This is a genomic window from Nonomuraea sp. SYSU D8015, from assembly GCF_008065375.1.
Classification (GTDB): Bacteria; Actinomycetota; Actinomycetes; order Streptosporangiales; family Streptosporangiaceae; genus Nonomuraea.
This window is the reverse complement of sequence record NZ_VJYI01000017.1, coordinates 18127-33104: the sequence shown is the minus strand read 5'-3', so window position 1 is coordinate 33104 and position 14978 is coordinate 18127. Positions and strand designations below refer to the sequence as shown.

Here is a 14978-nt window from a genome sequence, read left to right as displayed (position 1 = left end):
CTGCCGAAGGGGCGGCACGGGCGGACGACGCGGCTAGCGGACGGCGGTCACGCCCGTCACCGCGAAGCGCTCGACGGTGGCGACGTGGCCGCCGGTGGAGGCCACGATGGTCAGCGTCCCGCCGGGCGCGCCGGTGAAGGAGACCCGGGCTGACCAGGGGGCGTTCTCGCCTCCGGCGCTCTGGCAGCACCGTTCGCCGAGGACCGCGCCGGCGTCCGGGTGGCGTACCTGGATCCTGATGCTCTCGTCCACGCCGGTGATGCGGCCGCCCACGGTCAGCGGGGAGCGGACGGCGGCGCCGTACTCGGGGACGGTGAGCGAGAAGGAGGTGTCGTCGGTGCCGACCACCTCCCACGGCGCGTCCGCGCCCGAGCCGTACCTGACCAGGTGCACGACGGCCGCCACCAGCGGGCGCGGCCCCTCCTCGGCGCGCAGCCCGACGTGCACCCGCGCGTGCCGGCCGTCGCGCACGGTCTTGACGGCCTGGTCGATCTCGGTGAAGCCGAGGAAGTCGCGGGTGAAGGCGAGCGCCGTGCGGCCGGGGTCGAGCCGCCAGGCCTCGCGGCCGTCCTCGCGGTGGGCGCGCTGCCACGCCGCCGCCTCCTCCTGGGTGGAGAACGGCCACAGCGGCTGGTAGCGGCCGGCGACCAGGTGATCCTCGGCGCCCGGCTCCGGTGGTGACGCGGCCGGGGTGGACGCGGGCGACGACGGGGGCGCGGGCGGCTCCGGTGTCGGCGAGTCCGCGGTCGGCGAGGCTGTGGTCGGCGGGTCTGTGGTCGGCGGGTCTGTGATCGTCGGGGAGGAGGCGGTCGCCGTCGCGGTCTCCCCAGGCGGCCGGTCGCCGCAGCCCGCGACGGCCAGCCCGAGCGCGAGCAGCAGCGGCAGTACGCGCTCGGTGCGTGGTGTCATGCGGCGCCTCCGGGGCGGGAGCGGGGGGTCGTGCCTATGAGAACGTACCCACGCAGGCGTCCCCCGTACAGGGACACGCCCGCGGAGGCACGTCACCCGCTCATGCTCTGGCAGCATGGGGGCAGCCGAGCGCGGGGGCGAGCGATGAAGAGGGTCATTGTGGCGGTGCTGGCCGGAGCGGGGATGCTCGCCGCCGGGCTGCTGACGGCGATGCCGTCCGGCTCGGCGGGCAACTCGGCGTGGCGGCTGGTCCACCAGGCGTCCTCACTCGCCTTCAGCGACGACCTCGTGGCGCTCGGCGAACGGGACGTGTGGGCGTTCGGCAGCCGGCAGATCGGCTACTGGCGGTTCGGCGCGACGGCCTACCACTGGGACGGCGAGCGGTGGGCGGACACCGGTCTGCCGACCAGGCCGGGCGGCTCCTTCATGACGGCCGGCGCCTCCTCCCCGACGAACGTCTGGGCCGTGACCAGCGGCGACGAAACCGGAATGGAGGTGCTGCGCTGGGACGGCCGCGCCTGGACGCCGCAGCCGAGGCCGCCGGTCTCCTCGGCCCAGGACCTGATCGTGCTGGGCGAGGACGACGTCTGGCTGTTCGGTGAGCAGAGCTGGCACCGCACCGCCTCCGGCTGGGCCGACGCCCACGTCCCGATGGTGGTCTCCAGCGCCTCCGCCCGTTCCGCGACCGACATCTGGGCGGTCGGCTGGGACCGCGCCGAGGGCGGCACTCCCCTGGTCGGTCACTACGACGGCAGGGCCTGGAGGCTCGTCCCGCTCGGCGAGGCCCTGCCGCCCTCCCCCACGCGCCGCTACTCGCTCGCCTCCGTGGCGGCCGGCGCCTCCGGCGTCGTGATCACTGCGAACGTCTTAGACGACACCACCCAGACCACCAAGCCGATCCTGCTCCACCGTACGGAGGACGGCTGGCGCACCGAGGCGGTGACTGAAGTGACCGGCCCCTGGCGGGAGACGTCCGCCCCCATCCCGGACGGCCGGGGCGGCCACTGGTTCCTCGGCTCCACGGACGTCAACGGCTACGACTCGGCCCTGGCCCACCGCTCCGCCGGCGGGGCCTGGACCGTGACCCCGGTCAGCCCGATCCCGGGCACGGCGGAGTTCGTCACCCTGGCGTCGGTCCCCGGCACCTCCCGGTTCCTCGCCACCGGCCAGATCGACTCCACGCCGGGCGTCTACCTGCACGACGCCGAACCGTAGACGCCCGCCGGGCGCCGATGCGGTAGCCTCGGCCCCGCACAAGATCACATGGACCCGGGGAGAGGCCGCCTGATGTTCCGTCTCCTGGCCGTGCTGGCAGCCGTGACGCCGGCCGTCTTGTCGTTGCTGACCCCCGGCGAGAGCTGCGGGTATTTCGCCTACACGCCTGCCGCCCACGAGTTCCCCGGGCCGAGCGTGCCGGCGACGGTCGTGTGGACGACAGGCGGGTGGGGCGCGGATCTCCTGCCCATGGTGCTCGCGATGCTCGCCCTGTGGGCGCCGCGCCGGTTCCCGGTCCTCGGCGCGTCCATGTCGGCCGCGGTGCTGCTCCTGGGCGCGCTGACGATCGTCATCCCGTACACCTCGCCCTGCGGGCCACAGAGCGGAGAGTGGCCGCTGCTGCTCTGCTACGCGATCGCCATCGTCGCCTGCCTCCTGGATCGCGACGACCTCCGCAATCGCATCGGCTTCCCCGACCGCCTGGCACGGGTGCCGGGCCGCCCGGTGAGGCGGGCGACCGCCCTCGCCTGGACCGCCGTCCTGTTCACCGCCTTCGGCCTCGACCTGGCCGCCACCATGCCCGTCTCCTCCACCGAGGACCTCGGCTGCCACGCCGAGCTGAAGGACACCTGGGCGCTGGTCCAGATGCACCTCTTCACGGCCGAAGCCGTCGGCGTTTGGGTCGGCGTGGCCGCGATCGGCGCCGTGCTCGTCCGGGGCCCGGCCGCGCTGTCCGCCGCCCTGGCGCTCCTCGTCCCGGCCCTTTACGAACCGGCCGCCCAGCTCGCCTCGTCCGCGCCGCACGGCTGCTCCGGCACCCTCGAACTGATCGCCTGGCCCTATGGCGCCGCCGCGGCCCTGGGCGTGGCGGCCTGTCTCGCCGCGACGGTCCCCGTCCGCCGAGAGCCCTCCTGACCAGGCCTGACGCGCAGGTCTTGGGGGCGTTTGCGCGGGTAGCGTCCAACCATGGCCACCTTCGACCTGACCAGGATCCGCGCAGTCGTCTTCGACACCGATGGCGTGGTCACCGACACGGCACGCGTGCACGCGGCCGCGTGGAAACACGTCTTCGACGGCTTCCTGCGGGGCCGCGGGGCGGCGTCGTTCGACATCCGCGCCGACTATCTGACCCACGTGGACGGGCGGCCGCGGCTGGACGGGGTGCGGACGTTCCTGGCCTCGCGCGGCATCTCGCTGCCCGAGGGCGGCCCGGACGACGAGCCGGGGGCGGCCACCGTCCACGGGCTCGGGCGGGCCAAGGACGCGTTGTTCGTCAAGGCGATCGAGCAGCACGGCGTGGCGGCGTTCCCGTCCACCGTGACGCTGCTGCACGAGCTGCGGCGGCGCGGCTGCCGCACGGCGGCCGTGTCCGCCAGCAGGCACTGCCGGGCCATCGTGTCGTCGGCGGGGCTGCTGCACCTGTTCGACGTGCTGGTGGACGGCAATGAGGCCGCCGAGCTGAGGCTGGCGGGCAAGCCGGATCCGGCGCTGTTCCTGGAGGCCGCGCGCCGCCTGGAGCTGCCCGCCGCCGAGGTGGCGATCGTGGAGGACGCGCTGCCGGGCGTGACGGCCGCGCGCAGGGGCGGGTTCGGGCTGGTCGTCGCCGTGGACCGGGGCGGGGCGCAGGCGGCGGCCATGCGGCAGGCCGGGGCCGACGTCGTCGTCGGTGACCTGGCCGACGCGGGCGTGACGGGGCGCGTGCCCGTGAGGCGGCGATGAGCGCCTGGACGTTCACCTACGAGGGCTTCGATCCGGCCGGAGAGGGGCTGCGCGAGGCGCTGTGCACGCTGGGCAACGGCAGGTTCGCCACTCGGGGCGCCACGCCGGACGGTGAGAGGCGCACGCCGGGAACGTACGTGGCGGGCTGCTACAACCGCCTCGACTCTGTCGTCGCCGGACGTACCGTGACGAACGAGGACCTCGTCAACCTGCCCGACTGGCTGCCGCTGACGTTCGCCACTCCGGACTCCGGCTGGTTCGCGCCCGAGCGGGCCGAGCTGCTGCGCTACCACCACGAGCTGGACCTCTGGAACGGGGTCCTGGTGCGGGAGCTGCGCTGTCGCGACGGCGCGGGCCGCATCACGGCGGTGCGCCAGCGCCGGATCGTGTCGATGGCCGACCCGTACCTGGCGGCGATGGAGACCGCGTTCACCGCCGAGAACTGGTCGGGGCCGCTGCGCGTGTGCTCCATGCTGGACGGGCGGGTGGCCAACGAGGGGGTGGCGCGCTACCGGGACCTGCGCGGCGACCACCTGACCCACCACGAGACCGGCACGCAGGACGACATCGCCTGGCTGACCGCCGTCACCTGCTGCTCCCACATCGTCATCGCGATGGCCGGCCGGATCGACGCTCCGCCGGCGCCGCACTCCCTGCACCGGGAATCCGGCCGCATCGTCTCCGAGCACGTACTGGAGCTGGCCGAGGGGCGGCCGGTCACGTTCACGAAGACCGTGGCGCTGACCACCTCGCGCGACCACGCCAGCCACGACCCCCGCTCGACGGCCCTGCGTCACGTACGCCGCGCCCCGCCCTTCGACGAGCTGCTGGCCCGCCACGCGGCCGCCTGGGAGCGGCTGTGGCGGCGCGCCCGGCTCGACGTGGACGGGTCCGAACTGTCGCAGATCGTCCACCTGCACATCTTCCACCTGCTGCAGACCCTCTCTCCGCACACCGCCGACCTCGACGCGGGGGTGCCCGCCCGCGGCCTGCACGGCGAGGCGTACCGCGGGCACGTGTTCTGGGACGAGCTGTTCGTCCAGCCTTGGCTCGATCTGCGCTTCCCCGAGATCTCGCTCGGCCTGCTGCGTTACCGCTGGCGGCGGCTCCCCGAGGCCAGGGACGCGGCCGCGGAGGCCGGGTACGACGGCGCGATGTTCCCCTGGCAGAGCGGCAGCGACGGCCGCGAGGAGACCCAGACCCTGCACCTCAACCCCAACTCGGGCCGCTGGCTGCCCGACCACTCCCACCTGCAGCGGCACGTCGGCCTGGCCATCGCCTACAACGTGTGGCAGCACTACCTGGCCACCGGCTCGATGCCGCCGTGGTGCGCCGAGCTGCTGATCGACATCGCCAGGTTCTTCGCCTCGATGGCGGTGCTCCACGGTGACCGGTACGAGATCCGCGGCGTCATGGGCCCCGACGAATACCACGACAGCTACCCGGGCGCCGACCGGCCGGGCCTGGACAACAACGCCTACACCAACGTCATGACCGCCTGGCTGCTGATGCGCGCCCAGGAGACCGCCGCCCTGGTCCCCGACCAGTCGCCCGCCTCGGCGGAGCTGGACCGCTGGGACGACATCAGCCGCCGGCTGCGCGTCGACTTCCACGACGGGGTCATCAGCCAGTTCAGCGGATACTGCCACCTGGAGGAGCTCGACTGGGGCCGCTACCGCGGCGTGCGGCGGCTGGACCGGGCGCTGGAGGCCGACGGCGACGACGTCAACCGGTACAAAGCGTCCAAGCAGGCCGACACCCTGATGCTGTTCTACCTGCTGACCGCCGAGGAGCTGCACGGCATCCTGGAGCGGCTCGGCTACGCGACCGACCCGGACCTCATCCCCCGTACGGTCTCCTACTACCTGGAGCGCACCAGCCACGGCTCCACGCTCAGCGCGGTCGTGCACGCGTGGGTGCTGGCCCGCTCCAACCGGGCGCAGTCCTGGCTGTTCTTCACCGAGGCCCTCTACAGCGACATCAAGGACATCCAGAACGGCACCACCGCGGAGGGCATCCATCTCGGCGCCATGGGCGGCACGCTCGACCTGCTGCAGCGCTGCTTCCTGGGCATGGAGCTGCGGCGGGACGGGCTGCTGCTGGATCCACTGCTGCCCGGGCAGCTGGGGCTGCTGTCCATGCCGATCCGCTACCGCGGGCGGCAGATCTTCATCGACGCCGACAACCACGAGGCACGCATCAACGGCACCGCACGCCGTTTCTACAGACGGGGGGAGACGACCATGGCCGGCACCGGCGATCTCGGACGACGCATCATTCACCACCGCAGGCGGCTCGGAATGACCCGCGAGGAGGTCGCCGAGCGCGCCGACATGTCCCCGGGCTACCTCAAGTATCTGGAGGAGAACCCCGACACGCCGGACACCGGCGCCCTCTACCGGCTGGCCGACGCCCTGCACACGACCGTGGGCGAACTGCTCGGCGGCGGCAGGGAGCGGCCGCCCGGGCGCGGCCCGGCCATGGCCCATCCGACGCTGGAGGTGCTCGACGAGGAGGAGTGCCGGCGGCTGATCGAGCCGGGCGGGATCGGGCGGGTGGCGTTCAGCGGCTCGCACGGGCCGACCGTGCTGCCGGTGAACTACAAGATGCACAAGGGCGCCATCGTCTTCCGCACCGCCTTCGGCGGGCCCATGGACCGGGACCTGCGTACGGGGCTGGAGGGGGTCGACATCGTGATCGCCTTCGAGATCGACACGTTCGACGAGATCAACCGGGAGGGGTGGAGCGTGCTGGTGCAGGGGCCGGCGCACCATGTTCCGGAGGAGGAGGTCGAGGAGGTGGCCGCCTGCGGCGTGACCCCGTGGGCGGGCGGCGAGCGGGAGCTCTACGTCCGCATCGCCCCGCACCAGATCAGCGGACGCCGCATTCACGGCTTGTAGAACGCCGGCCCGTCCGACGGTCGCACGTTCACGCGCGACGACGCCGACGGGCTCGGCGTCTCAGCGGCAGCCGGTCGCGCCGAACGCCAGGAACTGCGTGGCCTCGTCCGGGTGGAAGTTGTCGTCCGAGCCGATCACGAGCGTGCACTCGCCGCTCGGCAGGCGCGGGCCCCAGGCCATGCTCTCCAGGTTCTGCGCCGGCGGGAGCACCTCGCTCAGGTCGTGTACCAGGCGCTTGGCCACCGGCCGGTACGGCCTGCCGCCGGACAGCGAACGCCGGTCGAGGACGTCGGTGGCGCCACGCAGGTCGATCTCGTACAGCCGCACCTTGTAGCCGACGCCCGGGATCCAGGACCGTTCGAGGGCCAGGTAGCGGAACTGGTCGATGGCCAGGAGCTCGGACACGCCGCTGTCGGCCTCGGCGGAGGGCGGGACGGGCGCGACCGGCAGCGGGTCGAGCGGGTAGACGAACTGGGCGTGCAGCCCGCCGAGGCGGTTCCACACGGTCAGCCGGACGGGCGCGCCCTGCTCCAGGGTCGGCGGCGGCCCGTCCTCGTAACGCGGGCCCTCGGTCACGGCGGTGATCGTACGGGGCGTGACGGCCAGCCCCTCGAAGCCGAAGTTGCGCCGCGGCCCGCGTTCGACGGCCGTCAGCCGCAGGTTGCGCGGCAGCCGCAGCTGGCCCAGGTGCCGGCCCTGGAGGTCCATGCTGCGGACGGCCGGCATGGAGAGCGGGATGCCGGGGTTCCTGGCGTCCGGCCGGTCGCCCTCGTCGCCCCACAGCAGCCGGCCGCTCCACCTGTCGAACCTGATCGTCTCCGGGTCCGCCGACCACGGCCGGCCGTATCCCGGGTACGGCGTGCCGTCGGCCCTGGTGAGCGTGGTCACCCCGGTCAGCCGCACCCTGGTGAGCTCCCCCGACACCGCGTCGAAGTCGAGGCGGCCGGTGTAGAAGCGGGCCGGGTCGTAGCGCCACCGGTCGTCGGAGATGAAGTACCAGGTGCCGGTGCGCGGGTCGCGGTCGATCCCGGACAGGCCGCCGACGGCGGTGCCCTCGAACCGCATCAGGTGCGGCAGCCGCTCCTCCCCCAGGAAGCGTGTGATCCGCACCGGTTCGCGGCGCCCGGCCGCCGAAGCCGGTTGGGCGATATTCGCCACCACCATTGCGAATGCGATGGAAACCGCCATTATTCTCCGCGAAAGAGCCATTTACTCCCCCACTGTCGAAGGCCGCCGAGTGAACTGCCGGAGCAAATGAAATCGCGAATTCAGAGGGAAGTCCATGCAGGTGGAAAGCCTGGTGAACGCACCCCGCACACAAAAGGGGGCGAATTCCCATAACCAGGAAATAAGCCGGTCAGAGGCCGGCGGCCGGGGGATCAATCGTGCCGGCGATTCCGTCGAGAATGAGCCGCAGGCCGTGGGAGAACGCCTCGTCACTGGCCGGCGCGCCGGCCTCGCGCACGCCGGCGACCGTGAGGGGGAACTCGGCGGCGTACGCGGCGAGGTCCGGGGCTTCGCCGCCCGTCCGCCGTTCGCCGCGGGCCTGCTCGTTCAGCACGAACCCGAGGGTGTAGTGGCTGAGGGAGGAGATCGCGTGCAGCCCCTGCCCGGGGGTGAAGCCCAGGCCGGTCAGGATCTCGAGCTCCTTCTCGAAGGCCCGGGCCACCGTGGGTCCCGGGTCGCCGCCGGCGACCAGCCGCGCCCCGTCGCGGTGGCTCAGCAGCCGGCGCCGGTAGCGATGCGCCCGTCGGGCGAGCCACTCCCGCCAGCTCTCGCCCTCGTGCGGGCCGCCCATGTCGGGGGCGAGCAGCTCGCGGGTCATCTCGTCGAGCAGCTCCTGCTTGTTGCGGAAGTGCCAGTAGAGCGCGGGGTTCTGCACGCCCAGGCGGGCGGCCAGGCGGCGGACGGTCAGGCCGTCCAGCCCCACCTCGTCGAGCAGCTCCAGCGCGGCGCGGACGACGGTCTCGCGGGCCAGTCCCTTCTGTGCCATCGCCCGCCACCTTAACATCGCTAAGGGCGGAGTCAGGGGTTTGGTGGGGGCGACGTCCAGCCCGCGCCTGCGGACGGGAAGGGCCGTCTGCGGCGTCATCCGGCTCCGGCGGCACCGCGGGAAACCCGCGGGCGGGTTTGCCGGCCGATGTGAACGTCGCCCATATCTTGGACCGCCCCGCCGCACCCTCCGGTTCCATGTCCGTACGGAAAAGTACGCCAAGGGACGATGCCGCACCCGGGATGCGCGCCACCCGGGCTTTCATGATCACGTTGCTGTTCCGGCCGGGATGTGCCTACGATGCCGCAGCGCTTGATCGCCTCCATCCGGCTCGGCAAGCGCCTGTCCGGGTCCCCGCCTGACGCACGGCGAACGGCGACCCGTCACCACCCACCCGCGCGCGGGCTGCTCCGGCAGCCTCTTCGGCGCGCCTTCTGATCGATTGAGAGGAAACACGCATGATCGGCATGCCCGAGAACGGCCCGGCCCCGCGATCAGTGGGGGCGGACGGCCTGCCCAGGCAGTTCGCCAGGACCCGGCGGTTCAGCCTCGGCGCCCCGTCCGCGTTCACCGTCTCGGCGGACGGCGCGACGGTGCTGTTCCTGCGCAGCCGGGGCGGCGACGACCCCGCCGCCTGCCTGTGGGCCCTGGACGTGGAGTCGGGCGCCGAGCGGCCGCTGGCGGACCCGTCGGGCGGGATCGCCGCGTACGCCACCGACGAGGCGGCCGGGCTGGCGGCCTTCGTGTCGGCGGGACGGCTTCGGGTCGTGGACGTCGCCGAGGGGAAGGTACGCGAACTGCCCGCGAACGGCGTGGTGAGCGATCCGCGCCCGGATCCGACCGGCCGGCGCGTCGCGTACGTCAGCGACGGCGGCGCCCTCCGCGTGATCGGCGTCGACGGCTCCGGCGACCGCCTGATCGCCGAACCGGACGGGCCCGAGGTCAGGTTCGGCGTCGCGGAGTACGCGGCGGCCGCCTCGATGGGGCGCACGCGCGGCCACTGGTGGTCGCCGGACGGCGCTCGGCTGCTGGTGGCCAGGGTGGACGAGGGCGACGTGGCCCTGTTGTACGTGACCGACCCGTCGGAGCCCGCCCGGCCGCCGCGCGCGGTCCGCTACCCGGCCGCCGGGACCGCCAACGCCGAGGTCACGCTGTGGATCGCCGGGCTGGACGGCAGGCGCGTCGAGGTCCGGTGGGACCGGGCGGCCTTCGAGTACGTGACGGCCGCCGGCTGGGACGCCCACGGCCCCTACCTGGCCGTGCAGAGCCGGGACCAGCGCAGGGTACGCACGCTCGGCGTCGACCCGGACTCCGGGCGTACCGCGCTGCTGGCCGAGCAGCACGACGCGCACTGGGTGCACCTCGCCGGCGGCACGCCGTCGCGTACGGCGGCGGGCGCGCTGGTGGCCCACGCCGACCTGGACGGCACCCGGCGGCTCGCCGTCGACGGCGTCCCCGTCACCCCGCCCGGGCTGCAGGTGCGCGAGGTGCTGAGCGTGGACGGCGACGCGGTCCTGTTCACCGCCTCCACCGACCCCACCGAGACGCACCTGTGGCTCTACCAGCCGGAGAACACCGGCACGCGCCCGCCCGCCGCGGCGCCGGAGACGCCGGAAGGCGTGCCGGGCCCCGGGCAGCCGGGCACCGCCCCGGAGGCGAGCGAGCGCACGCCCGGCCTGCGGCGGCTCAGCGTCGAGCCGGGCGTGCACACCGGGGTGTGGCGGGCGGGCACGCTGGTGCACGTCGCCCGCACCCCGACCCGCCCCGGCGCCACGACCAGGGTCCTGCGGCCGGGCCGGCCCTCCGTGACCGTGGCCTCGCTCGCCGAGCGGCCGGTGCTGGACCTGCGCGCCATCCCGCTCACCACCACCGAGCGCGAGCTGCGCAGTCACCTGCTGCTCCCCTCCTGGCACCGCCCGGGAGACCCCAGGCTGCCCGTGCTCGTCGACCCGTACGCGGGCGCCGCCCTGCAGCGCGTCACCGCCGAGCAGGCGCCCATGACGTTCGTCTCCCAATGGTTCGCCGAGCAGGGCTTCGCCGTGCTGATCACCGACGGCAGCGGCACCCCGGGACGCGGCCCGGACTGGGAACGCGAGGTCCACGGCGACCTCTGGGGCCGGCCGCTGGCGGACCAGGTCGCCGCCCTCCACGCGGCCGCCGCCCGCCACCCCGAACTGGATCTGGACAGGGTCGCCATCCGCGGCTGGTCCTTCTCCGGGACGCTGGCGGTGATGGCGGTGCTGCGCCACCCCGACGTGTTCCACGCCGCCGTGGCGGGGGCGGGGACGAGCGACCAGCGCCTGTACGACACCCACTGGCGGGAACGTTTCCTCGGCCACCCCGACCGGCACCCGGAACGCTACGAGGCCTGCTCGCCCCTCCCCGAGGCGTCCCGGCTGTCGCGGCCGCTGCTGCTGATCCACGGCCTGGCCGACGACAACGTCTTCCCGGCCGGAACCCTGCGGCTGTCCGCAGCGCTGCTGGCCGCCGGCCGCCCGCACGAGGTGCTGCCGCTGTCCGGGGCCGCGCACGCGCCCACGTCCGACCCGGCCGTCTTCGAGGGCCTGCTCCTGCACCAGCTCGGCTTCCTCAGGAGGCACGGTCTAGTGGGTTGACCACGAACGTTCACCGGGTCGGTAAGGCGCCGCTCCGGGATGCGCGGTGGGGCGCTGACCGGTCAATCTCAATGCACGCCTGTTGTCATTGAGCGAGGTGCCTGGATGGCGAAACCGGTCAGCGCACGGCGGTTGAGTGAAGATGATGGGTGCCGGTTGCAGCAGATCGTGCGCCGGGGGCAAGCACGACTCGATCCGGGCACGCCGGGCAAAGATCATCATGGCATCGCGTCCGAGTCTCCCGCTCCAGCGACCGCGCGACTGGTCGCGGCGCATGAAGACACCGTGCGGGATGTGATGCATGCCTTCAACGAACGGGGGCCGGCCGCATTACCTGCAGCAGCCACACGCCACGCCGGAAAATCAGGTCGGCCTCGCCGAGCGGGAGCGTGTCGACGGCCTTGAGATCCTCTGGCCGCCCCACGTAGGGCACGGTCACGCGGCCGGTCAGGGTCCACAGCGAGACGGTGCGGGCATCGCGGTTCCAGCTCATCAGGCGCGCGTCGTAGGCGACGGCGTCGTGCGGGCGGAACACGTGTGCGCGCTTCTTGGTGGCGCGCCGGTTGGCGTAGGCGCCGGCCACCCTGGCAATCGCCCGCACCGCCGCCTGCGCGCCCAGCGCGGCGAACTGCGCGCGCACCGGATAGTGGGCAAGCCGGTGCAGCTCCACCACGGCGAAGGTACGCTGCTGCCAGGCCAACTGGGAGACGAAGGTCGCCGCCTCATTACACACCTTCACCGCCGCTGTGAGGGCATCGGCCTGTGCGTCCTACGTTCAGAGGAACGACCGCCTCGGCGCGATCGGCGGCACCCTCACCATCGACGCCAGACCGGGCGCGGGGCTCCGCCTGCACGGCGACATCCCGAAGGTCGCCCGGCTGGGGCCGACTGCCGGGAGGTGAGCACACTCTGCTAGGAAAGACGCCCATGTCGCCCTTTTCCGAACCCGTCTCCGGATCCGTCTCCGAACCCGGCTCCGAACCCGTCCCTGCGCCGGACATCGTCGCCAGGCTCCGCGCCGCCGGCTGCGTGTTCGCCGAGGAGGAGGCGGAGCTGCTCGTCGCGACCGCGCGCACCCCCGGCGAGCTGGCCGCCATGGTGGAGCGGCGGGTCTCCGGGGAGCCGCTCGAGCACGTGCTGGGGTGGGCCGCGTTCTGCGGGCTGCGGCTGGTGGTGGAGCCCGGGGTGTTCGTGCCGCGGCCCCGTACCGAGTTTCTGATCGGGCAGGCCGTCGGCCTCGCCCGCGACCTCCCCGGCACCCCGGTCGTCCTCGACCTGTGCTGCGGGACGGGCGCGATGGGCGCCGCGCTGGCCGCCGACCTGGCACGGCCCGTGGAGCTGCACGCCGCCGACCTCGACCCCGCCGCCGTGCGCTGTGCCCGCCGCAACCTCCCGGACGGGCACGTGTACGAGGGCAACCTGTACGACCCGCTCCCGGCCGCACTGCGTGGGCAGGTGAACATCCTGATCGCCAGCCCGCCGTACGTGCCGTCCGCGTCGGTCGGGCTGCTGCCTCCCGAAGCCCGCCTGTACGAGCCGCGCGTGGCGCTCGACGGCGGCGACGACGGGCTCGACGTGGTACGGCGGGTGATCGCGCAGGCCCCGGACTGGCTCGCGCCCGGCGGCCACCTGTTCATCGAGACCAGCGAACGCCAGGCGGCCGACACCGCCCGGGCCATGTCGCGGGCGGGCCTGGCAGCCCGCGCGACCAGCTCCGACGACCTGGACGCCACCGCCGTCATCGGCACCCGCCCCACCGCCTGAGCCACCGCCGTCATCGGCACCCGCCCCACCGCCCGAGCCACCGCGGCCCCGGGCGGAGCCGCGTCCCGGGCGCGTGGTGCTGTGGAGTCGGTGCAGGCCGGCGTCGAGCGGGACGACCAGCCCCGTGGGCGGGGTCGCCGTCAGGCGTGGCGGGCGGGTGTCCCCCCGCGGGCCGTCGTCAGAGGGTCGTCGGCAGGACCGGGCGGCCGCGTACGCCGGGGTCGGCCGCGAAGACGGCGCCCGCCTCAGGTTGCTCAGACCGGTCGACGTCCAGCGCCGAGGTGGTGATGAACAGCCGGTCGAGGTGCTCGCCGCCGAAGGCCACCGCGGTGACCTTGCGGACGGGCAGGCTGATGACGGCGTCGAGGCGGCCGCCGGCGTCATATCGGTGCACGGCCCCGCCCTGCCACAGCGCCACCCACACCCCGCCCTCGGCGTCGACCGTCAGCCCGTCGGGAGCGCCCCGCCCGGGATCGACGACCGCGAACGGACGCCGCCCCGACAGCCCGCGCTCCGGGTCGTAGTCGAGCACGTCCACACGCCCGGTCGGGGTGTCGGCGTAGTAGGCGCGGGAGCCGTCCGGGCTGAAGTCGAACCCGTTGGAGATCGTCACCTCGGGCAGCACCACCCGCAGCGTGCCGTCCGGCTCGGCCACGTAGAGCGAGCCGCGCCCGGGGCTCTCGTCGTAGGCCATGCTGCCGATGTAGAAGCGGCCGTCGGGGTCGCAGCCCCCGTCGTTCATCCTGACCCCGGGGTCGGTCCAAGCCTCGCCCAGGGAGCGCAACGGCGCGTCGAGGTCGTCGGAGTCGGCCAGGAGCAGCTCGCGCTCGGCAGCGACCAGGTAGCCGCCGGACACGCGCGGCCGCACGACCGCGGCGACCTCGCCGACGTGGCGGCGGCGCACCCCGCCCTGCGAGTCGATCGCGAGCACGTCGCCGGCCAGCATGTCGACGCATCGCAGCCCGCCCCAGCGGCTGGACCACACGGGCCCCTCCCCGTGCTCGGCGACGGGGTCGGTCATGGTGTACGCGGCGATGGTCATGCCGTTCTCCTTGGCGTCCCTGGTGTCACGTACGGATCATGTTCTCAGAAACGTCAGTAGGCGACCGTGAACCCGGCCCGGCGGTGCCTGGGCCGTTCCGCCTCGTCCAGCAGCGCCACGGGGCGCCGCGAGCAGTCCCACCAGGACGAGCGTCCCCACAGCCATGGCGAGCGGGCCCGGCGGGAGGAGGCGGGCAGCAAGGGCGCCGGGAATCACGCCCGTCATCCCGGAGGCGGCGAGCACCAGGAGCCAGGCGGCGACCAGTGCGAAGCCCAGCCCCGGTGACCCTCTGCATCAGCGCCCGGCGAAGACGGCCGCCAGAACCGGAAGCAGCCCTGTCACAACCCGAGGGCGACGTGGCGGACGTCAGTGAACTCGGCCAGGCCCAGGCCGGCACCCTCGCAGCCGAGCCCCGGCTGCTTGGCGCCGCCCATGGGCGCGTACGCCACGCTGGGGAGCGCTGTCGAGCACCTCCTCCTCGTCACGGAATCGGAAGACGGCAAGCACCGTTGGGATGCCGGCGCCGGCGAGAATCTCCTCCAAAGCGCCGGGACCTTCCCATCCCGGTCTCGGATCAGACAGCGGGTGACCGCCAAGATGTACTGGCGCCGCCCCGTTCAGAGTGGCGGTGCCGAGGAAATCGCAGGCCGGCAGGGCGTCGGTTTGCGACTGCAGGCCGCTGCTCTTCCCGCAGAACTCAAGGAGGGCGAATGGATCATGGGTGTGGAGGCTTGGTGCTCGCGGGCAGCGCGCCGACATCGGCTGCGAACCTCCGTGATCTCCTCAGGTCGCCCGTAAGAGGCAGCGTTCCTCCGGCGCTG

At 73.5% G+C, this 14978-nt stretch carries 11 protein-coding genes; 6 read left to right on the top strand and 5 right to left on the bottom strand.

Features of this window, described 5'->3' with window-relative positions:
* Window positions 1-33 precede the first annotated feature (33 nt).
* The gene (locus ID574_RS44855; protein WP_223167727.1) at window positions 34-909 is read right to left on the bottom strand and encodes a hypothetical protein; all 876 of its coding nucleotides are present in this window, start codon (window positions 907-909) and stop codon (window positions 34-36) included.
* Window positions 910-1053: 144 nt separating this feature from the next.
* On the opposite strand from ID574_RS44855, the gene ID574_RS44850 reads away from it, so the two are divergent.
* The 4 genes from ID574_RS44850 to ID574_RS44835 all read left to right on the top strand — a co-directional run bounded on the left by ID574_RS44850 (window position 1054) and on the right by ID574_RS44835 (window position 6743).
* Window positions 1054-2124: a hypothetical protein gene (locus tag ID574_RS44850; protein ID WP_188195167.1), complete on the top strand. Its 1071-nt coding sequence runs from the start codon at window positions 1054-1056 to the stop codon at window positions 2122-2124.
* Between the two features lie 72 nt (window positions 2125-2196).
* A complete protein-coding gene (locus ID574_RS44845) occupies window positions 2197-3039 on the top strand; it encodes a hypothetical protein (protein ID WP_188195166.1) in 843 nt (280 codons plus the stop codon).
* Between the two features lie 51 nt (window positions 3040-3090).
* Window positions 3091-3843 carry an HAD family hydrolase gene (locus ID574_RS44840; RefSeq protein WP_188195165.1) on the top strand — a complete coding sequence of 251 codons (753 nt, stop codon included), beginning with the start codon at window positions 3091-3093 and terminating at the stop codon, window positions 3841-3843.
* A complete protein-coding gene (locus tag ID574_RS44835) occupies window positions 3840-6743 on the top strand; it encodes a pyridoxamine 5'-phosphate oxidase family protein (RefSeq protein ID WP_188195164.1) in 2904 nt (967 codons plus the stop codon). Before ID574_RS44840 ends, ID574_RS44835 begins: the two co-directional genes overlap by 4 nt.
* Before the next feature lie 60 nt (window positions 6744-6803).
* Here the strand turns inward: ID574_RS44835 and ID574_RS44830 are convergent, their stop codons facing one another.
* Together ID574_RS44830 and ID574_RS44825 are read right to left on the bottom strand one after the other, a co-directional pair.
* Entirely contained in the window at window positions 6804-7907 is a 1104-nt protein-coding gene (locus ID574_RS44830) for an esterase-like activity of phytase family protein (RefSeq protein ID WP_223167726.1), read from the bottom strand.
* A gap of 193 nt (window positions 7908-8100) precedes the next feature.
* Window positions 8101-8736, bottom strand: coding sequence for a TetR/AcrR family transcriptional regulator C-terminal domain-containing protein (locus tag ID574_RS44825; protein ID WP_223167725.1), 636 nt, complete (start codon window positions 8734-8736; stop codon window positions 8101-8103).
* Window positions 8737-9194: 458 nt separating this feature from the next.
* On the opposite strand from ID574_RS44825, the gene ID574_RS44820 reads away from it, so the two are divergent.
* Window positions 9195-11351 (top strand): S9 family peptidase, encoded by a 2157-nt coding sequence (locus ID574_RS44820; protein WP_223167724.1) that lies wholly within the window; start codon window positions 9195-9197, stop codon window positions 11349-11351.
* Window positions 11352-11658: 307 nt separating this feature from the next.
* Here the strand turns inward: ID574_RS44820 and ID574_RS44815 are convergent, their stop codons facing one another.
* Entirely contained in the window at window positions 11659-12051 is a 393-nt protein-coding gene (locus ID574_RS44815; RefSeq protein WP_188195162.1) for a hypothetical protein, read from the bottom strand.
* Window positions 12052-12278: 227 nt separating this feature from the next.
* Here ID574_RS44815 and ID574_RS44810 point away from each other — a divergent pair, with 227 nt between their 5' ends.
* On the top strand, window positions 12279-13115 hold the full coding sequence (locus tag ID574_RS44810; RefSeq protein ID WP_188195161.1) for a putative protein N(5)-glutamine methyltransferase: 837 nt from the start codon (window positions 12279-12281) through the stop codon (window positions 13113-13115).
* A 178-nt stretch (window positions 13116-13293) separates the two neighbouring features.
* Here the strand turns inward: ID574_RS44810 and ID574_RS44805 are convergent, their stop codons facing one another.
* Entirely contained in the window at window positions 13294-14157 is an 864-nt protein-coding gene (locus tag ID574_RS44805; protein ID WP_188195160.1) for an SMP-30/gluconolactonase/LRE family protein, read from the bottom strand.
* Window positions 14158-14978 lie beyond the last annotated feature (821 nt).